Annotated in this window: 17 protein-coding genes and 4 pseudogenes; 9 read left to right on the forward strand and 12 right to left on the reverse strand. The window is 72.6% G+C overall.

Going from position 1 to position 17804, the window contains the following annotated elements; all coding sequences use genetic code 11:
• Positions 1 to 124, forward strand: a pseudogene (locus ACPT94_RS30230) (MarR family winged helix-turn-helix transcriptional regulator); the annotation flags it as partial.
• A 43-nt stretch (positions 125 to 167) separates the two neighbouring features.
• Here the strand turns inward: ACPT94_RS30230 and ACPT94_RS30235 are convergent.
• Positions 168 to 920 carry a maleylpyruvate isomerase family mycothiol-dependent enzyme gene (locus ACPT94_RS30235; protein WP_360331933.1) on the reverse strand — a complete coding sequence of 251 codons (753 nt, stop codon included), beginning with the start codon at positions 918 to 920 and terminating at the stop codon, positions 168 to 170.
• A 49-nt stretch (positions 921 to 969) separates the two neighbouring features.
• Positions 970 to 1938: an alpha/beta hydrolase gene (locus ACPT94_RS30240; protein WP_425247289.1), complete on the reverse strand. Its 969-nt coding sequence runs from the start codon at positions 1936 to 1938 to the stop codon at positions 970 to 972.
• 161 nt (positions 1939 to 2099) lie between these two features.
• On the opposite strand from ACPT94_RS30240, the gene ACPT94_RS30245 reads away from it, so the two are divergent.
• Entirely contained in the window at positions 2100 to 2582 is a 483-nt protein-coding gene (locus tag ACPT94_RS30245; protein WP_360352188.1) for a MarR family winged helix-turn-helix transcriptional regulator, read from the forward strand.
• 59 nt (positions 2583 to 2641) lie between these two features.
• Here ACPT94_RS30245 and ACPT94_RS30250 read toward each other — a convergent pair.
• Positions 2642 to 3442: pseudogene (locus ACPT94_RS30250) on the reverse strand (prolyl oligopeptidase family serine peptidase); the annotation flags it as partial.
• Positions 3443 to 3486: 44 nt separating this feature from the next.
• On the opposite strand from ACPT94_RS30250, the gene ACPT94_RS30255 reads away from it, so the two are divergent.
• The 3 genes from ACPT94_RS30255 to ACPT94_RS30265 all read left to right on the forward strand — a co-directional run bounded on the left by ACPT94_RS30255 (position 3487) and on the right by ACPT94_RS30265 (position 4804).
• Complete coding sequence (locus ACPT94_RS30255) at positions 3487 to 3783, forward strand: hypothetical protein (RefSeq protein WP_360352191.1); 297 nt, start codon at positions 3487 to 3489, stop codon at positions 3781 to 3783.
• Between the two features lie 122 nt (positions 3784 to 3905).
• A complete protein-coding gene (locus tag ACPT94_RS30260) occupies positions 3906 to 4082 on the forward strand; it encodes a hypothetical protein (protein ID WP_360352194.1) in 177 nt (58 codons plus the stop codon).
• Positions 4079 to 4804, forward strand: a complete 726-nt coding sequence (locus ACPT94_RS30265; protein ID WP_425247290.1) for an SDR family NAD(P)-dependent oxidoreductase — start codon at positions 4079 to 4081, stop codon at positions 4802 to 4804. Before ACPT94_RS30260 ends, ACPT94_RS30265 begins: the two co-directional genes overlap by 4 nt.
• Positions 4805 to 4912: 108 nt before the next feature.
• Here ACPT94_RS30265 and ACPT94_RS30270 read toward each other — a convergent pair whose 3' ends face one another.
• A complete protein-coding gene (locus tag ACPT94_RS30270) occupies positions 4913 to 5902 on the reverse strand; it encodes an aldo/keto reductase (RefSeq protein ID WP_360352199.1) in 990 nt (329 codons plus the stop codon).
• A 2-nt stretch (positions 5903 to 5904) separates the two neighbouring features.
• Positions 5905 to 6810 (reverse strand): helix-turn-helix transcriptional regulator, encoded by a 906-nt coding sequence (locus ACPT94_RS30275; RefSeq protein ID WP_360352202.1) that lies wholly within the window; start codon positions 6808 to 6810, stop codon positions 5905 to 5907.
• A gap of 345 nt (positions 6811 to 7155) precedes the next feature.
• Between ACPT94_RS30275 and ACPT94_RS30280 the strand changes: the two genes are divergently transcribed.
• A complete protein-coding gene (locus ACPT94_RS30280) occupies positions 7156 to 9582 on the forward strand; it encodes an MFS transporter (RefSeq protein ID WP_360352204.1) in 2427 nt (808 codons plus the stop codon).
• A 290-nt stretch (positions 9583 to 9872) separates the two neighbouring features.
• On the opposite strand, the gene ACPT94_RS30285 is transcribed toward ACPT94_RS30280, so the two are convergent.
• The 6 genes and pseudogenes from ACPT94_RS30285 to ACPT94_RS30305 form a co-directional block, all read right to left on the reverse strand.
• Positions 9873 to 11444: an FAD-dependent monooxygenase gene (locus ACPT94_RS30285; RefSeq protein ID WP_425247291.1), complete on the reverse strand. Its 1572-nt coding sequence runs from the start codon at positions 11442 to 11444 to the stop codon at positions 9873 to 9875.
• Positions 11445 to 11544: 100 nt separating this feature from the next.
• Complete coding sequence (locus tag ACPT94_RS42135) at positions 11545 to 11661, reverse strand: LWPPW motif RiPP peptide (RefSeq protein ID WP_463403347.1); 117 nt, start codon at positions 11659 to 11661, stop codon at positions 11545 to 11547.
• 82 nt (positions 11662 to 11743) lie between these two features.
• On the reverse strand, positions 11744 to 12127 hold the full coding sequence (locus ACPT94_RS30290) for a hypothetical protein (protein ID WP_360351614.1): 384 nt from the start codon (positions 12125 to 12127) through the stop codon (positions 11744 to 11746).
• Positions 12120 to 13277, reverse strand: a complete 1158-nt coding sequence (locus ACPT94_RS30295) for an aKG-HExxH-type peptide beta-hydroxylase (protein WP_360351611.1) — start codon at positions 13275 to 13277, stop codon at positions 12120 to 12122. Before ACPT94_RS30295 ends, ACPT94_RS30290 begins: the two co-directional genes overlap by 8 nt.
• 363 nt (positions 13278 to 13640) lie before the next feature.
• A pseudogene (locus ACPT94_RS30300) lies at positions 13641 to 13739 on the reverse strand (MerR family transcriptional regulator); the annotation flags it as partial.
• A 1-nt stretch (position 13740) separates the two neighbouring features.
• Positions 13741 to 13990, reverse strand: a pseudogene (locus ACPT94_RS30305) (VOC family protein); the annotation flags it as partial.
• Positions 13991 to 14153: 163 nt separating this feature from the next.
• Here ACPT94_RS30305 and ACPT94_RS30310 point away from each other — a divergent pair.
• Positions 14154 to 15035 (forward strand): SIS domain-containing protein, encoded by an 882-nt coding sequence (locus tag ACPT94_RS30310; protein WP_425247292.1) that lies wholly within the window; start codon positions 14154 to 14156, stop codon positions 15033 to 15035.
• A 28-nt stretch (positions 15036 to 15063) separates the two neighbouring features.
• Entirely contained in the window at positions 15064 to 15924 is an 861-nt protein-coding gene (locus tag ACPT94_RS30315; RefSeq protein WP_425247293.1) for a class II fructose-bisphosphate aldolase, read from the forward strand.
• On the opposite strand, the gene ACPT94_RS30320 is transcribed toward ACPT94_RS30315, so the two are convergent.
• Positions 15911 to 17047, reverse strand: a complete 1137-nt coding sequence (locus tag ACPT94_RS30320) for a methyltransferase (protein ID WP_360351622.1) — start codon at positions 17045 to 17047, stop codon at positions 15911 to 15913. The genes ACPT94_RS30315 and ACPT94_RS30320 overlap by 14 nt on opposite strands.
• A gap of 67 nt (positions 17048 to 17114) precedes the next feature.
• Here ACPT94_RS30320 and ACPT94_RS30325 point away from each other — a divergent pair, with 67 nt between their 5' ends.
• Complete coding sequence (locus tag ACPT94_RS30325; RefSeq protein ID WP_360351603.1) at positions 17115 to 17777, forward strand: alpha-ketoglutarate-dependent dioxygenase AlkB family protein; 663 nt, start codon at positions 17115 to 17117, stop codon at positions 17775 to 17777.
• Positions 17778 to 17804: the final 27 nt, after the last annotated feature.

Here is a 17804-nt window from a genome sequence, read left to right on the forward strand (position 1 = left end):
GCGCGGCTGGGGCCCCGAGGACCGCAGGGGCGTCCAGGTGGTGCTCACGGGCAAGGGGCGCGCGCTGCACGGCGAGGTGCTGCCGGTGCAGCGCGCGGTGCTGTCGAGGATGCTCGCGAACTGACGGCCGGGGGAACTCGTGCTTCCCGGCCGCCGGTTCGGGGGGATCAGCTCATGACGATGGCGGACTTCTCGTGCCACAGGTCGGCGAGCGCGAGGTCCCCGATGACGGAGGGGAACGGCAGCCGGTTCCACAGCGCCAGGTGGAGCTGCGCCACCGTCCCCGTCACCTCGCAGTCGGCGTCCCCCGCCCCGCCACGCTCCGCGGCGGGCGGCTCCGACGACAGCCGTACGGTCCACACGGCGTCGTCCATGTCGGTCGCCCGCACCCGCAGGACCCGGGGTGTCTCCGTGCGCACCCTGCTCTTCGCGCGCGCGTGGAAGGCGAGGAGCAGCTCGTCGACGCCGTCCGCCGCGAACTCGCGGGACACGGCGGCGGCGAGCTCCTCGGGTGCCGTACCGCGCGCCGACTCCGCGTCCACCCGGTGCACGGCCGTCTCGTGCGCCTGCCGCCTGGCCCAGAAGGCGAGCGGCGAGGGCGCGGGCAGGAAGTGCCAGCACTCCACGTCCGGCGGGGCGGCGGACAACGTGTCGACGAGCCGCCGGTGCCCTTCCTGGAACCAGTCCAGCAGCGCGGTGCCGTCGAGGTCCGGGAGCGCCTCCGGTGGGCGGGGGGTGGCGTGGCCCTCGGCGATGAACGACCGCGCCCAGCGGTGCACGGTGCCCGTGTGCCGCAGCAGGTCCCGGACCTGCCAGTCCGGGCAGGTCGGGACCTTGGCGTCGGGCCCCGCCACGGCCGCCGCGGCGGCGAGGGACCGGCCCTCCTGATCGAGGATGCGGATGAACTCGGCAGTCTCCATGCGGGTCATGCGGTGAGTGTGCCGGATGGAGTGCACTCCACGGCAAGCGTCAGGCGGTGGCGAAGGCCGTACGCAGGGTGCCGACGGCCTGGTTGACGGCGGCCTCGGCGGCGGGGGTGGGGCGCAGGGCGTTGAGCATCACGAAGTCGTGGATGATGCCCTGGTAGCGCACGGCGGTGACGGGGACGCCGGCTTCGCGCAGCTTGTTGGCGTACGCCTCGCCCTCGTCGCGCAGGACGTCGGCCTCGGCGGTGATGACGAGGGCCGGGGGCAGGCCGGTGAGCTGCTCGGTGGTGGCGCGCAGCGGGGACGCGGTGATCTGGGCGCGCTCGGCCTCGTCGGTCGTGTACTGGTCCCAGAACCACTGCATGGCATCGCGGCGCAGGAAGTAGCCGGTGGCGAACTGGTGGTAGGACGGCGTGTCGAAGCTCGCGTCGGTGACCGGGTAGAACAGCACCTGCTGCACCAGCGGCACGTCCCCGCGTTCCTTGGCCATCAGGGTCAGCGCGGCGGTCATGTTGCCGCCGACGGAGTCACCGGCGACGGCGATGCGGGTGGCGTCCAGGCCCTTCGACGCGCCCTGCTCGACGACCCACCGGGCGACGGCGTAGTTCTGCTCGATGGCGACCGGGTAGCGGGCCTCGGGCGAGAGGTCGTACTCGGGGAAGACGACGGCGGCCTCGGCGCCGACGGCGAGTTCGCGGACCAGGCGGTCGTGGGTGTGGGCGTTGCCGAACACCCAGCCCGCGCCGTGGATGTAGAGGACCACCGGCAGGGTGCCCTGGGCGCCGGCGGGCTTGACGATGCGGGCACGGACGGAGCCGGTGGGGCCGCCGGAGACGGTGATCCATTCCTCGTCCACGTCCGGCTTGTCGATCTCCCCGGACTGGACCTCGTCGACGGTCTTGCGCCCTTCGACCGGACCGAGGTCGAACAGGTACGGCGGGTTCGCGGTCGCCTCGGCGAAGGATTGGGCGGCGGCTTCGAGGACGGGGCGGGTGGGGGTGGTGTCGGTCATGGCGACCTCCTCGGTTCGGGTGCCCCGGGCAGCTTCCGACGCTAGTCGTGACCGGAAGCGGTGGCACACCGAGAAGAGTAGCGCGCTATTAAGTCGTGCACAATCAATTAGCTCACGACAGAATCGGGAGGACTCGAACGCTAGGCTGGGTGACGCACGCGATGACCAGCACAGAAACCAGGAGCCGTGCCGTGGACCGAGCCGCCGAAGCGACCGACGGATCGCTGCTCCTGGACGACCAGCTCTGCTTCGCCCTGTACGCGGCCTCGCGCGCGGTCACCGCGCGCTACCGGCCCCTCCTCGAGGAACTCGGGCTGACCTACCCCCAGTACCTGGTCATGCTCGTGCTCTGGGACCAGGACTCCGTCTCCGTACGGGATCTGGGAGCCGCGCTCCAGCTGGAGTCCAGCACGCTGTCACCTCTGCTGAAGCGCCTGGAGGCGGGCGGCCTGCTGCGCCGCGAACGCCGGCCGGACGACGAGCGCTCGGTCGCCATCCGCCTCACCGACGCCGGGGCACGACTCAAGGAGCGTGCCCACACGGTCCCGCTCGCCATCGGCGACGCCATGGGGCTGACCGCCGAGCAGGACGCGATGACCAAGCAGCTGCTCCGCCTGATCAGCTCGAACGTCACCGATGGCTGACCGCGTCGGCGGCCACCCCGCAGGGCGCCGCCGACGCTCCGTCCTGTGGCCCAACGGCGCTAGCGCAGGTGCTGGTTGAGGAAGGAGACGATGGTCTTCCAGGTGGGGGTCACCGGGCGGGCGGGGGTGGAATGTCCGCCGTGTGCGGTCTCCTCACAGGCGCCGGCGTGGGTCGTGTCGTCGCTGAGCATGTCGAACAGGGTGCCGTGTGCCGCCCTCGGGAAGAGGAGCAGGCGTGCGTCGTGTCCCGTGGCGACCAGCTTGTCGTAGAGCAGACGGCCCTGGTGGTAGGGCACGAGGGCGTCCGGCTCGCCGTGGAAGATCATGACCGGCGGGACGGGGCGCTTGCCGACGTGGGTGAGCGGGTTGGCGGGGGCGATCTTGTCCGGGGGGCATCGCGTGATGGTGCAGCCGAGCAGCCGCGACTCGGGGGAGTCCGGGTCGTTGTGGCAGCCGGTGATTCCCATGATCGCGTTGAACTCCTCGCAGCCGTCCGGCATGTGCGCGTCCATCTGGAGGAAGTCGGTCGGCGGGTAGAACGGGATGGCCGCCTGCACGGCGCTGGAGGGGCCGCGCACTCCGACGTCGCCTTCCAGCGCGGGGTTGTCGCCGGTGACGGCGGCCATCGCGGTGGTCCAGCCGCCGGACGAGTCGCCCATGATCGCGACGCGCTCGGGGTCGAGGTTGTACTTCTTCGCGTTGGCGCGCAGCCAGCGGATGGCGCCCTTGATGTCGTGAAGCTGGGACGGGAACCGGGCCTGGGAGCTGGAGCGGATGGACACGCCGGCAACCGCGTACCCGTGCGGGTTGAGCTCGGCGGCGACCCTGTCCGCGTCCCGGCGCCCGTTGTCGGCCAGCCAGGCGGAGCCGCGGGTCGTCGTCCCTGCTCACCATGGTCAGCGGCGTGGCCGCCACCACCCCGCCGTCCACCTCGCTCGCCCTGGCGCACTACCCCGAGATCGCGGGGACCGCGTCGTCACTCCTCGGCATGGCGCGCTTCGCGTTCGGCGGGCTCGCCGCCCCGCTCGTCGGACTCGGCGGCGCCGGCACCGCCGTCCCGCTCGGGCTGGTGACGGTCGCCTCCGCCGCACTCGCGGCGATCGTCCACGCCCTTGCGATCCGCCACCGCACCCACGCCCACGCCCGCGACCGCACCGTCGCCTCCGGCAGACCGCTCGACACCGCGACGACGAATCACTGACCCGCACCGCGGCCGGCCGGCCCGGTACCGCCGGCCCGGCCGAGCGGGAGCGACCGTCCCGGGAGGTACCCGAAGCATGACCGAGTCCGGGTGGGCGACCATGGACGGAAGGAGACACTCCCATGCGAGGAGCAGTCATGTGCGGTGCCGGCGACATCCGCGTCGACGAGCGGGGCGGGCCGACCGGCCGAGTGCCTCTCGCCGCGACCACACTCCCGGCGGTGGTACGCGCGGCACTCGAGCCCGACGTCATGGCGCCCGCCCGGACCTCGCGTGTCCGAGAGGCGGTGCGATCGTGACCCGGATCCTGGTGACCGGTTCCGCGGACGGTCTCGGACGTGCCGCGGCGGATTCACTGTTGTCCGCGGGACACGACGTGGTGGTGCACGCCCGGAACCGGGAGCGCGCGGCGGGCCTCGCCGCACTGGTCGACCGTGGGGCGCACCTCGTCGTGGGCGACTTCACGGAGCGCGACGCCGTACGCCGCATCGCCGCCGAACTGAACGACGCCCAGCCGCTCGACGCCGTCATCCACAACGCCGGCGTGTGGAGCGGACCGGCGGTCATGCCGGTCAACATCATCGCGCCGTACCTGCTCACGGCCCTGCTCCGCGGACCGCGCCGGCTGGTCTACCTGAGCAGCGGCTCGCACTTCAGTGGGCGCGACTCGCTCGCCGGGGTCGACTGGCTGGGCCGGAGTCCGGGGTCGTACTCGGACAGCAAGCTGTTCGTCACGACGCTCGCGGCCGCGGTAGCCCGCCTGCGCCCCGGGGTGCTGAGCAACGCCGTCGATCCGGGCTGGGTGCCGACGAAGATGGGCGGACCGGGCGCACCGGACGACCTCGAGCTCGGTCATCGGACGCAGGAGTGGCTCGCGTCCAGCGACGATCCGGAAGCCTTGACCACCGGCGGGTACTGGTACCACCGCCGACGGCTGCAGCCGCACCGCGCGGTCCACGACGAGGCGTTCCAGGACCGCCTCCTGCGGACGTTGGGCGAGGAGACGGGCGCCGCGCTCTGACGGAGCGCGGCCATGGGGTGCCGCCGTACGGTGTGTTCCTCGTCGGAGTGCTGATGCGCGGCACGACCCCGCCCCTCTCGTGGGGGCGACGGGAGTCGAAGCGCGCGGCTACCAGGCGTATGCCTCGGGGGCCTCGCCGCCCGGGCCCGGCCAGATCTCGTCGAGCTTGCGGAGCGTGTCCGGCGACAGGGTCACGTCGAGGGCGCGCCGGCTGGTGGCGAGCTGTGCCGTGGTGCGGGGGCCGACGATCGTGGCGGTGACGACCGGGTTGTGCAGCAGCCAGGCCAGGGCGACGTCGGCGGGCTGTTCGCCGAGTTCCGCACAGAGCTTCTCGTACGCCTCCAGCTGGGGACGGCGGCGCTCGATGACCTCCTGCATCTGGGGTGTCATGCGGCGACCGCCCTGGATCTTCTGCAGGACGCCGCCGAGCAGTCCGCCGCCGAGCGGGCTCCACGGGATCAGGCCGAGGCCGTAGTGCCGCAGCGCGGGGATCACCTCGAGCTCGACGGTGCGGGCGGACAGGTTGTACAGGCTCTGCTCGGACACCAGGCCGAGGAAGTTGCGGGCGGCGGCGGTGCTCTGCGCGGTGGCGATGTGCCAGCCGGCGAAGTTGCTGCTGCCGACGTAGATCACCTTGCCCTCACGCACCAGCTGCTCCATCGCCTGCCAGATCTCCTCCCACGGGGTCGACCGGTCGATGTGGTGCATCTGGTAGAGGTCGATGTGGTCGGTCCGCAGACGCCGCAGGCTGTCCTCCGCGGCCCTGCGGATCCTGTACGCGGACAGGTACTTGTCGTTCGGGCCGGTGCCCATCGGCTGGTACGCCTTGGTCGCCAGCACGATCTGCTCGCGCCGGCCGCCGCCCTGAGCGAGCCAGCGCCCGATGATCTCCTCCGACAGGCCGTAGCCCTGCACCATGTCAGGAGACTGCGGCCCGCCGTAGACGTCGGCGGTGTCGATGAGGTTGACGCCCGACTCCAGCGCGGCATCCATGATCTCGAAGCTCGTGGCCTCGTCGGTCAGATGCCCGAAGTTCATCGTGCCCAACGCGAGACGACCGACCTTCAGACCGCTGCGACCCAGGTGCGCGTACTGCATGTTCACTGACCTTCTTCGTGGGAGGTGCGGACGGACGGGGTGGGCGGGCCGGCCTCTCGGGTGGCGGCCCAGGAGGCGAGCAGGCGCAGCCGCTCCTCGGAGGGCGAGCCGGGCTCGGCCGTGTAGACGGTGAGGGTGAGGCCGGGTTCGGCGGTCATGTCCAGGTCCTCGTAGGCGAGGGTGAGCTCGCCGACGACCGAGTGGTGGAACCGTTTCGTCCCGGTGCCGTGATGGCGCACGTTGTGGGCGCCCCAGCGGGTGCGGAACTCCTCGCTGCGGGTGGACAGTTCGCCGATGAGGTCGTGCAGGTCCCTGTCGTGGGGGTTGCGGCCGGCCTCGGTCCGAAGGATGGCGACGGCGAAGTCGGAGAGGATCTCCCAGTCGGGGTAGAGGCGGCGCGAGGCCGGGTCCAGGAAGTTGAAGCGGGCGAGGTTCGCCTGGTTGTCGGCCGTGGCGTAGAGGTCGGTGTAGAAGGCGCGGGCGAGCTGGTTGGCGGCGAGCACGTCCAGGCGGCCGTTGCGGACGAAGGCGGGCCCGGCGGTGATCGCGTCCAGGGTCCACCGCAGGCTGCGGTGCGGGGTCCACTGCCGGCTGGTGCGGCGCCGGCGTCGGGTGAGGGCGTCGGAACCGTCAGCGGCCTGGGCCAGGTTGAGGAGGTGGGCGCGTTCGGCGTCGTCCAGTTGGAGGGCGCGGGCGACGGCTTCGAGGACGGCCGGGGAGACGCCGGCGAGATTGCCCCGTTCGAGCTTGGCGTAGTACTCGACGCTCATGTCGGCCAGGGCCGCGACCTCGCTCCTGCGCAGCCCGGGGACGCGGCGCCCGGAGCCGGCGGGCAGTCCGGCCCGTTCCGGGGTGATCTTCGCTCGCCGCGAGGTGAGGAACTCGCGGACTTCGTCACGGTTGTCCACAGCTCGACCGTACGGCCTGCACGTCGCGGGAGGGATGCACTGGCAGTACACCCCTCGCCGGCGATGCGCCGCCCGCGAGGGAAGCCGGTCACCCGGACGGCGCGGCATCCCTCGCCCCGACGTGACGGCGCCGCACGTCGGTCCTCGACGGGTCGGCGAGCGCGAGGCGTCAGCCGTTGCCCAGGCGGTCCGTCAGACAGGCGAGGTAGAGGACCAGGGTTCCGGGCTCCCGGTGCGCGCGGAATCTTCACGGCTCGCTCACCGAAACCGCTAGTTGCTTAAGTCAATCAATGGGGAATAGAGTCGGGTGGTCGCGCAAACCGCATCCCCTCGGAGGCCCGACCGATGACCCCTGCGCACCCCACGCCCGCCGAGACGAGCGGATCCGCCGTGCCGCGGGCCGGGCTCGTCGTCGCGGTGCTGGCCTTCGGCGGGATCGTGGTCTCGCTGATGCAGACCCTGGTGATCCCGATCGTCCCCGAGCTGCCGAAGCTGCTGGACGCCTCGGCCTCGGACACGGCGTGGGCGGTCACCGCCACGCTCCTCGCGGCGGCCGTCGCCACCCCCGTCATGGGCCGGCTCGGCGACATGTACGGCAAGCGCCGGATGCTGCTGGTCAGCCTGGTCATGCTGGTCGCCGGGTCGGTCACCGCCGCCCTCAGCGACACGCTGACACCGATGATCGTCGGCCGGGCGCTGCAGGGCCTGGCGTCCGGCGTGATCCCGCTGGGCATCAGCATCATGCGCGACGAACTGCCCGCCGAACGGCTCGGCTCGGCCACCGCGCTGATGAGCGCCTCCCTCGGCGTCGGCGGCGCGCTCGGTCTGCCCGCCGCCGCGCTGATCGCCGACCACTTCGACTGGCACGTCCTCTTCTGGACGTCGGCCGCGCTCGGTGTGGTCGCCGCCGTGCTGGTGCCGCTGATCGTGCCCGAGTCGGCGGTGCGCAGCGGCGGGCGGTTCGACCTGGTCGGCGCCGTCGGGATGGCGGCCGGCCTGGTCTGCCTGCTTCTCGGCGTCTCCAAGGGTGCCGACTGGGGCTGGACCAGCGCCACCACGCTCGGCCTGTTCGCCGCCGCGGTCGTCGTCCTGTCGGCGTGGGGCTTCTTCGAACTGAGTGTCAGGGAGCCTCTGGTGGACCTCAGGACCACCGCCCGCCGTCAGGTGCTGGTGACCAACCTCGCCTCCATGGCGTTCGGGTTCTCCATGTTCGCCATGTCCCTGGTCCTTCCGCAGCTCCTGCAGTTGCCCGAGGCGACCGGCTACGGTCTGGGCAAGTCGCTGCTGGACGCCGGCCTGGTCATGGCACCCACGGGCCTGGTGATGATGGCCATGGCCCCGGTCTCCGCCGCCATCTCCAAGGCGCGGGGCGCGAAGGTGACCCTGATGCTCGGCGCCGTGATCGTCGCCGTCGGATACGGCCTCAACATCGTGCTGATGGACGCCGTCTGGCAGCTGGTTCTGGCGTCCTGCGTCATCGGCGCGGGCATCGGCTTCGCCTACGGCGCCATGCCCGCGCTCATCATGGGCGCGGTGGACCCCTCCGAGACGGCCGCCGCGAACAGCCTCAACACCCTCATGCGGTCCATCGGCACCTCCACCGCCAGCGCCGTCGCCGGCGTGATCCTCGCCCAGATGACCACCACCTTCGGCACCGCCGCCCTGCCCTCCGAGAACGGGTTCAAGGTGGTCATGGCCGTCGGGTCGGGCGCCGCGGTGCTCGCCTTCCTCGTCGCCGCCTTCATCCCGCGGCAGCGCACGGCCGCCGCACCGGCCACGGAACCCGACCGGGAGAACGCCGGTACGAGCGCGCCCGATCCGGTCACCGGCAAGGAGAACGCGGGTACGGCGAAGCTGGTCAGGGCCGAGGAGAGCGCGGGTACGGCGGAGCCGGTCAGCGCCGGGGTGAAGGAAGAGGTCGTGGGCGCCGCCGTCGCCGTCCCGCTGGCCCGGGCCGTCGCGGACCTGGTCGGCACCGTGCCGGGACTGGCCGACGGGGAACCGGCCGGGGGCGGTCGTCCGGTGCGCGGCCGGGTGCGGGGCGCGGAGGGCGCCCCGGTGGGCGGCGCCGCGATCACGCTGATCTCGCTGGGCGGCCGGCAGTTGAGCCGCGCGGTCGCCGGTCCCGACGGCTCCTACACGGCAGAGGCGCCCGGGGAGGGCACCTACGTGCTGATCGTCTCCGCCGACGGCCACCAGCCGCGGGCGACGACCATCGTGGTCGGTGCCACACCGGTGACCCACGACGTGCTGCTCAGCGGCAGCAGCGGGCTCGCCGGGACGGTACGGACGGCGGACGGTGGGGTGCCGGTCGCCGGGGCGGCCGTGATCGTCACGGACGTCCGGGGCGATGTGCTGGCGACCGCGCAGACCGACGGCGGCGGTGAGTTCTCCCTCGCCGACCTGGTGCCGGGGCCGGTGACCCTCGCGGTCAGCTCGCCCAAGCACCGGCCGCTCGCGCTGCCCGTCCAGATCGGCGCCACCGGGATCACGCGTGTGGACGTCGAGCTGCGGCCCGGCGCGCAGGTGCGGGGCACCGTACGCGGTGCGGGCGCACCGCTGGGCGACGCGCGGGTGACCCTGATGGACGCCGCCGGAAACGTCGTCGCCACCACCACGACCGGCAGCGACGGCGTGTACGCCTTCTCCGACCTGGACAGCGGGCAGTACACGCTCATAGCCACCGGGTACCCGCCGCGCGCCGAGGGCGTGAGCGTCTCCGGCGGAGACGTCGACGGCCACGACATCGAACTGGCCCACGCCATGGACTAGTGCCGCGGCAGGCAACGTTTGCCCGTTGAGGAGCGGCGTCGTGGGGGTACCTCCCGCCCGAGCCGCGAAGCCGGTTCGAGGGTGGGGGAGCGTGCTCTCGGTGTGCCGGCCGGAAGCCCTCGTACTGGATGTACTCGGGCTTTCGGCCGGTGCGGCGAGAGGGCGTGCCGGGCGTCGCGACGGGGCGAACGTTGCCTGCCGCGGCACTAGTTCGGTCGGGCCGCAGGCACTGGCGGCGCGACACCGGAGAGCCGGCATCCACCCCACGCGGGTGCCGGTCCTCCAGGCGGTCAGTCGGTTCGCGGGCGGGCGAGCAGTGTGCGCAGGGCGTGTGCGAACTCCGCGTCGGCTTCGGGTGATCCGTGCGGTGAGCGCCAGGCCACGTATCCGTCGGGCCGCACGAGCAGGGCCCCCTCCGGGCCCAGCCCGTGCGGCTCGGCCAAATCCAGGTCCAGGTGATAGACCTCCACGGGCACCGCCAGCTCGTGCGCGGCGCGACGGGCCGCCGCGGCCCAGGGGTCGCCCTGCGGGCCGACCAGGACGACGAAGTCCGTGCCGTACAGATCGAGCGTGGAGACGGGCGCGTCCGCGTCCTGGGTCACAAAGACGTGCGGGGCGCGGGTGCCGGGGACGCCGTTCACCTCGTCCGGCGCGAGGAGCTGCTCCGGCGGGGCGCCGGGCGCCGCGCTCGAGTGGTAGACACCGCCGTGGGTGAGAACGTCCGGGTCCAGGAGCGGTTCGTCGTCCGCGTACCCGGGCAGGCGCCACCGGGCGCGGCCGCGCAGGTACGCCTGACGCATGTTGCGCTCGGCCACGGGCCGCCGTTCGCTCTCGTACGTCGACAGGAGTCCCGGACCTGCCGTGCCGCGCAGCACGCAGGCCAGTTTCCAGGCGAGGTTGTGGGCGTCCTCCATGGCCGTGAGGCCACCCAGGCTGCCGGTCGGAGGCATCAGGTGTGCCGCGTCGCCGGCCAGGAGAACACGGCCCGCACGGAAGCGTTCGGCGACGCGTGCCCCGAGCGGGAACGTGAAGACGCGGGCCGCGCCGGGGACCTGTTCGAGCAACTCGACGTCGAGGGCGGGCAGTCCGGTGGCCGACCGCAGCCAGGCCACCGGGTCCTGGGGTGCGTCCTCGGTCACCGCGGTGCCGAAGAACCAGTGCAGGCCGGTGTTGTCGAGCGGGCCGAGCACCGTTCCCGGCGCGGGCCGGTCGAGGTAGGCCATGCCGATGTCACGGCCGCGCAGTGCCGGGGCGAGGTCGGCCCGCACGTGCATCGTGGCCATGCGGAACAGCACCCCGGGGCCGTCGGAGGCGATGCCCAGGCGCCGGCGGATCCCGCTGGACGCCCCGTCCGCCGCGATCAGGTAGTCCGCCCGCACGCTCTCCTCGGTCCCGTCCGGGCCGCGCAGCCAGGCCGTCACGCCCTCGTCGTCCTGCTCGAAGCCGGCCAGTTCGGTGCTGAAGAGCACCTCGACGTCCTGCTTGCGCAGCCGTTCGACCAGCAGCGTCTCCAGTTCGTCCTGGCCGATGGCGACGAACGGGCACGGTGACGAAGAGGCCCGGTCGGCGTCGGTGCCCGGATCGCCCAGCAGTTCGTGCTCGTCGGCCAAGGTGCGGGCGCGCACGGAGACCAGGCGGTCGGCGGGCGTACCCGGCGGGCAGACCGCGAGGATGTCCTGCTCCAGCCCCGCCTGCCGGTACAGCTCCAGGGCCCGCGGCGACATCCCGCGCAGCCTGGGGTGGGGCAGGACGCCGGCCCGGCGCTCCACGACGGTCACGGGGATGCCGTGCAGGGTCAGGAACAGCGCTGCCGTCATCCCGGTCAGGGAGCCGCCCACCACGAGGACGGGGACCTGGCGCATCGACCGCCTTCCCGGGGCGCGGACACCGGTGCCCGACCCCTTCGACTTCACCGGAACGGGAGTGCCGGGACGCCCTGGGAGCGACCCGGCACCTGCCTCGTCAGTGCTTCTGCATGTACCACGGAGGCCACAGGCGCTGGTCCCGCGAGGGGGCCGCCGCCTTGGGCGGGTTCACGTTCTCCGCCTTGGCCAGCCTCTTCTTGAGCTGCTCGGTCATGGTTCACCTCCTTCGGGCAGGCAGGAGGAACCTGCGGCCGGACCGGCCACAGGAGACAGGGAGGACGGGACGGACGGCCGGGTCACGCCGCGACGAGGATGCCCCGCTCGACCAGGTCGGCCAGGCAGGTCCGGGCCTGCTCCACGGCCGTGTCGTGCGGCACCTGTCCGGCGACCGCCTCGGCGTACTCGGCGGCGATCCGTTCCCCGGGGGTGTTCTCGCTGAGCTCGAAGAGGTACCAGCCGGCCAGGTTCAGCCAGTGCACCTTGGGGCGCTCGGGCGTGAACACGATCAGGCAGCCGGCCGCCTCCACCGAACGCGTGCGCAGGCCGCGCGCCTTGGAGTAGCGGACGTCGGGCGCGTGGGCGCCGGACGTTCCGCCGTCGGACGCCGGGACGCCGGACGCCGGGACGTCGGACGCATGGACGTCGGACGCATGGACGTCGGACGCATGGATGTCAGACATGCACGGCCCCCTCCACGCGGTCCACGGTCGCCAGCAACCACTCGACGAACTCCCGCCCGAAGTCGGTGAGTTCACCGTCGCCGTGCTTCAGGATCTGCTCGCCGAGGTAGCGGGCGCGTTCGGCGCCGAAGCGGTAGAGGGACGGCGGGTCCTCAGCCTCCGGCGGGCCGAACCGCTCCAGCAGCTCCGGCGTGAGCCGGGTGCGCAGCGCCTGCCGGAACGGGACCAGGTGGGCGTAGACGTGGAAGGCGCCCAGCGCCCGGTCGAGGGCCCACTCGTTCGGCGCGACCATCGACGCCCACTTCAGCCAGGGCACCTTCACCTTGGGGCCGTCGGCCAGTCGCTCGGGCGCGGTGAAGATGCTGGCCGAGCGCTGGATGTCGAACAGCTTCAGGTGCAGCCCCTCGTGCAGGGCCGTCTCGGCGAACCGCCAGGGACCTGCCATGCGGTTGGGCGAGAAGAACACCACCCCGGGGATCCGGCCCACGTTTCCGGCGAGAAACGTTTCGCCTTCGGTCCGGACGTCGACGACGCCCACGCCGATGTAGTGCGCGCCGACGCTCGTGGCCAGCTCGGGGAGCAGGGCGTGCAGGGCGGCGAAACCGGTGTCCAGTTGGGCCCTGTACTCCGGTGTCGGCTGGAGCAGGTCGCCGGGGACGCCGCGCAGGAAGTCGCGTGCGAAGGTGTTCAGGAAGGTGCGGGTCAGCGGCTCGGTGCTGCCCTCGCCGAGGCCGCACAACCAGGCAGTCCGGTCCGGTGCGACGCGGACGACGCGGCCCTCGGAGAGGTCGGCGCCGGTCGGCGGGGCGTCGGTGCCGTGGGCGGCGAGGGCGTCGGCGACCAGACGCAGCATGGTCGTGACCTCGCTCCAGGCGGCCTCGTCGACGAGGCCCTGCTCGATGCGCGAGACGGCCTCGTCCAGGGTGACGCGGACCAGGGGATCCTCGGCGACCGCGACCGGAATCTGCCCGTCGCTGTCGCGGATGCCGGCCGCGAGCCGGTCCACGGTGGCCGACCGCTCGGCGAGCAGGTCGACGGCGAAGCGGTAGAACTCCACCGCCTTGAGCGTGATGAGCGAGGCGTCGCTGAACTCGGGGTGTGAGGAAAGCGCACGTTCTACGGAGACGAGGTCGTCGTCTGGGACGGACACGGAACCTCCTCGGTGAAAGGCTCGGCCGACGAAGGCACATCCAAAGCCGGAGCCGCTGCCCGAGTCAAGAGGGGTGAATCTGAGGCAAGTTGGGAAATGGCTGATTCCGGTGGGGTGGGTTTGTCTGCGGTGGTCGGTAGTCGGTGGGTGTCCCGTCGGGCAGGTGCCGCGCCCGGCTCGAGCCGGCGCTTCACACAGCGGCGAGCCCCCAGTGGCCGCAGCGATGTGCGCCTTTTTCCGGCCCGCACCGCTCGCAGCCGCCTCCCGCGAGGGGCCGGGCGGGCGTTGGCGTGAGTCAGGAGAACCTCCGGGTTCATCAAGGCGTCGCAGGCCCCCACGGGTGCGGGCCTGCGGACCCGCGCCCTACTGCCAGGTCGCGGTGTCGGGGTCGATGCCGTGGGCACGCGCGCCGGCGTCGATGATGCGACGGAACCACATGGCAAGGCCGGCGCGGATGCCGTCGCATGGCTTCAAGGTTCCGCGCCTCCTGACTGGCCGGATCGAAGGGCTTCGCCGCAGTGAAAACGCCGCGCCTTCTCGGGTGTGATCACCGTCAGGTCGCGGGTGTTCCAGGGAGTCTCCCGAGGACCGTCGACCGAGTTCGTCACGGACGCGGGCATTCCATAGATGCCACGGAACGGTTCCGGCGGAACCGCGTCAGGGCCGGGAGCGGGCACGGGACTCATCTCGAACGCGTTGTAGTAGTCGCTCATGGACCCCACCGTCGAGCCTCACGCAACGTGAGGGTCAAGCCGGGACCGTGAACCTCGTGCTACCCCGACGAAGTGACCGACGTCGTGGCCGGGTGCACCCGGGGCGCACACCTGCCGCGCGGTCTACTCTGCTGAACCATCACCGTCGCAGAGAGGTGGGGGCATGACCCACGTCGAGGACGAGTTGGCCGGCCAGCCCGACTGCTGGAACCGAGCCGCGAGCGAAGTCTCCCGATACACGGGGGAGTTGCCGACGCCGGGCGAGCGCGTCGCGATCGTCGGATGCGGCACCTCCTTCTTCATGGCCCAGTCCGCGGCCGCCCTGCGCGAGACCGCGGGCCACGGCGAGACGGACGCCTTCGCCGCCTCCGAGTTCCCGCACGGCCGCACCTACGACCACGTCGTCGCCCTCACCCGCTCCGGTACCACCACCGAGGTCGTCGACCTGCTCACGCGACTGCGCGGACGTACCCGCACGACCGCGCTGACCGCCGACCCGAACACCCCCGTCATGACGGCCGCCGACCACACCGTCGTCCTCGACTACGCCGACGAACGCTCCGTCGTGCAGACCCGGTTCGCCACCACCGCGCTCACCCTGCTCCGCGCCCACCTCGGCCTGCACACCGAGGCCGTCGTCGCCGACGCCCGCGCCGCGCTCGCCGAGCCACTGCCCCAAGGGCTCGTGGAACGCGGGCAGTTCACCTTCCTGGGCCGCGGCTGGACCGTCGGACTGGCGAACGAGGCGGCGCTGAAGAAGCGCGAGGCCGCGCTGGCCTGGACCGAGGCGTACCCCGCGACGGAGTACCGGCACGGCCCCATCAGCATCACCACCGAGGGCACCGCCACCTGGATGTTCGGCGAGCCGCCCGAGGGACTGGCCGAACAGGTCGGCGCCACCGGCGGGTTGTGGGTCTCCACCGGGCTGGACCCCCTCGCCGAACTGGTCCGCGCCCAGCGCCTCGCCGTCGCCCTGGCCGCCGCCCGCGGCCTCGACCCCGACCGGCCGCGCCACCTCACCCGCTCGGTGATCCTCGCCCCCTGACCCCGGCCCCCGCCGAGGAGGACACGCCGTGCCCCTCACCACCACCGGCGAGCTGATCACCCGCGCCCGCGCGGCCCGCACCGCCGTCGCCGCCTTCAACGTCATCACGCTGGAGCACGTCGAGGCCGTCGTCACCGGGGCGGAGAGCGCCGGCGCACCCGTCGTCCTCCAAGTCAGCGAGAACGCGGTCAGGTTCCGCCTGGGACGCCCGGTCCCGCTCGCCCGCGCAGCCCTCGCCGCCGCCGAGCAAGCCGCCGTACCCGTCGCCCTGCACCTCGACCACGTGCAGAGCGACGCCCTGCTCCGCCGGGCCGCGGACGCGGGCTTCAGCTCCGTGATGTACGACGCCTCACGTCTGCCGTACGACGAGAACCTCGCCGCCACCCGCGCGGCCGTCGACCGGGCACACGCCCAAAAGCTCTGGATCGAGGCGGAGTTGGGGGAGATCGGCGGCAAGGACGGCAGGCCGCCGCGGGACGCCCACGCGCCCGGGGCCCGCACCGACCCCGCCGAGGCCCGCGCCTTCGTCACGCACTCCGGAGTGGACGCCCTGGCCGTGGCCGTCGGCAGCGTCCACGCGATGACCACCCGCACCGCGACCCTCGACCACGACCTGCTCGAACGGCTCGCCACCACACTCGACGTTCCCCTCGTCCTGCACGGCTCCTCAGGGGTCCCGGACGGCGAACTGAGGGCCGCCGTCGCGGGCGGCATCGCCAAGGTCAACATCGGGACCGCCCTCAACCAGGCCATGACCGGCGCGATCAGGGAGTACCTCGGCGCTCACCCGGACGCGGTCGACGCGCGCACCTATCTGCGCGCGGGACGTGAGGCGATGGCCCGGACGGTCGAGCGGATCATCACGGGCGTGGGGCTCAGCCCCGCTTGACGGCCTTCAGCACCACGAACTTCGGGTCACCGGCGACCAGACGACTGTCGCCGAACAGCCGCCGCAGCTTCACGTGGTACCCGAGGTGCCGGTTGCCCACCACCCACAGCTCCCCGCCCGGCCGCAGCGCCCGCCACGCCCCGGTGAACATCCGCCACGCCGTGGCGTCCGTCGTGGCCTGGTGTGAGTGGAACGGCGGATTGTTCAGGACGACGTCCACACTGCCGTCCGGCACCCCCGCCAGCCCGTCCCCGACCCGGAACTCCGCGTGCCCCGGCACCCCGTTCGCCTTGTACGTCGCCTGCGCCGAGGCCACCGCCTGGAACGACTCGTCCGTGAACAGCACCTCCGCCCGCGGGTTGGCCAGCGCCACCGCCGTCCCGACGATGCCGTTGCCGCAGCCCAGGTCGACGACCCGCCGCACGCCACGCGTCTGAGGCAGGTGCCGCAGGAAGAACCGGGTGCCGATGTCGAGCCGGTCGGCGCAGAACACGCCCGCGTGATTGACGACCGGACGGCCGGAGAGCGGGCCGATGTCCTCAGGCAGGTCGTAGCCGTACGGCCACGGGTTGACGGGACGCTCCAAGGACGGATCCGGGGCGCAGAAGATCAGCCGGGCCTTCTGCTCGGCCAGGGAGGTCCGGGTCGGGCCGAGGATCCGCTCGAAGAGCCGCAGCGTGGAGGTGTGGATCTCCTTCACCATGCCGGTGCCGACGACGACCGTGTCCGCACGCACCGAGGGCGCGAGGCGCAGCAGTTGGTCCTCCAGGAGCGCGAGGCTCTTCGGCACCCGCACCAGCAGCACGTCGATCCGCTCCGGCGGCGGATCCTGGGTGGTGAGCAACCGGACGGAGCCGGGTTCGACGCCGTTGCGCAGGAGGTTCGCGCGGGTCGCCTCCTGCCCCAGCCAGGAGTCGGTGATCTGCGTCGGCCGGTGCCGCGCGAGCGCCGTGACCAGCGCGCCCCAGCGGTCGCCGAGGACGACGACCGTCCCGGACAGCGGGGTGCCCTGTTCCGCGAGATGCCGCAGCAGATACGCGTCGGAGGCGTCCCAGGCACGCAGCCTGTCGCGCGGATCGTCGGGATGGCGGGCCAGCGCGAGCTCGCCCCACGGCGTCGTCATACGGTCGTTCATCGTGCGTCAAGGCTAGCCGAGCCGCAGCTCAGACCCGCTGGGGGAGGATGGAGCCATGGACGCCGAGCTGTTTCCCCGGGAGCGCGCGGAGATCGCGCCGGGCGCGGTGCACGTCCCAGACTGGCTGGACGCGGCACACCAGCGCGAGCTGCTCGAAGCGTGCCGTGAGTGGGCCCGCCCACCCGCCGGCCTGCGCACGGTCCGCACGCCCGGCGGCGGCACCATGACCGCCCGCCAGGTCTGCCTCGGCTGGCACTGGTACCCGTACGCCTACGCCCGCACGGTCGTCGACGGGGACGGCACTCCCGTGAAGCCCTTCCCGGCCTGGCTGGGCGACCTGGGCCGCCGCGCGGTGACCGATGCGCTGGGCCCTGAACAGGCCCGGTCGGCCGCCTACGACATCGCGCTGATCAACTTCTACGACGGCGCCGCCCGCATGGGCATGCACCGCGACGCCGACGAGAGGTCCGACGCGCCCGTGGTCTCCCTCAGCCTCGGCGACACCTGCGTCTTCCGCTTCGGCAACACCAGGACACGCGCCCGGCCCTACACCGACGTCGAACTGCGCAGCGGTGACCTGTTCGTGTTCGGGGGGCCGTCCCGGCTCGCCCACCACGGCGTGCCGCGGGTGTGTCCAGGGACGGCGCCGGCCGGGCTGGGGCTGACCGGGCGACTGAACATCACCCTGCGGGTCAGTGGCTTCCCGGTCGCCACCTGACCAAGCGGATCATGGGAGACTCCCCCT

Origin of the sequence: Streptomyces aurantiaciflavus, from assembly GCF_049808595.1 — a bacterium.
In the GTDB taxonomy this organism is placed as follows: Bacteria; Actinomycetota; Actinomycetes; order Streptomycetales; family Streptomycetaceae; genus Streptomyces.

What these genes read in the sequence shown, in the direction of transcription:
- ACPT94_RS42135 (WP_463403347.1), bottom strand. Translation starts at nt 11,661, where the DNA reads ATGACCGAGCAGCTCAAGAAGAGGCTGGCCAAGGCGGAGAACGTGAAC.
- ACPT94_RS30310 (WP_425247292.1), top strand. Translation starts at nt 14,154, where the DNA reads ATGACCCACGTCGAGGACGAGTTGGCCGGCCAGCCCGACTGCTGGAAC.
- ACPT94_RS30245 (WP_360352188.1), top strand. Translation starts at nt 2,100, where the DNA reads ATGACCAGCACAGAAACCAGGAGCCGTGCCGTGGACCGAGCCGCCGAA.
- ACPT94_RS30270 (WP_360352199.1), bottom strand. Translation starts at nt 5,902, where the DNA reads ATGCAGTACGCGCACCTGGGTCGCAGCGGTCTGAAGGTCGGTCGTCTC.
- ACPT94_RS30280 (WP_360352204.1), top strand. Translation starts at nt 7,156, where the DNA reads ATGACCCCTGCGCACCCCACGCCCGCCGAGACGAGCGGATCCGCCGTG.
- ACPT94_RS30290 (WP_360351614.1), bottom strand. Translation starts at nt 12,127, where the DNA reads ATGTCTGACATCCATGCGTCCGACGTCCATGCGTCCGACGTCCATGCG.
- ACPT94_RS30240 (WP_425247289.1), bottom strand. Translation starts at nt 1,938, where the DNA reads ATGACCGACACCACCCCCACCCGCCCCGTCCTCGAAGCCGCCGCCCAA.
- ACPT94_RS30325 (WP_360351603.1), top strand. Translation starts at nt 17,115, where the DNA reads ATGGACGCCGAGCTGTTTCCCCGGGAGCGCGCGGAGATCGCGCCGGGC.
- ACPT94_RS30285 (WP_425247291.1), bottom strand. Translation starts at nt 11,444, where the DNA reads ATGCGCCAGGTCCCCGTCCTCGTGGTGGGCGGCTCCCTGACCGGGATG.
- ACPT94_RS30320 (WP_360351622.1), bottom strand. Translation starts at nt 17,047, where the DNA reads ATGACGACGCCGTGGGGCGAGCTCGCGCTGGCCCGCCATCCCGACGAT.
- ACPT94_RS30235 (WP_360331933.1), bottom strand. Translation starts at nt 920, where the DNA reads ATGGAGACTGCCGAGTTCATCCGCATCCTCGATCAGGAGGGCCGGTCC.
- ACPT94_RS30260 (WP_360352194.1), top strand. Translation starts at nt 3,906, where the DNA reads ATGCGAGGAGCAGTCATGTGCGGTGCCGGCGACATCCGCGTCGACGAG.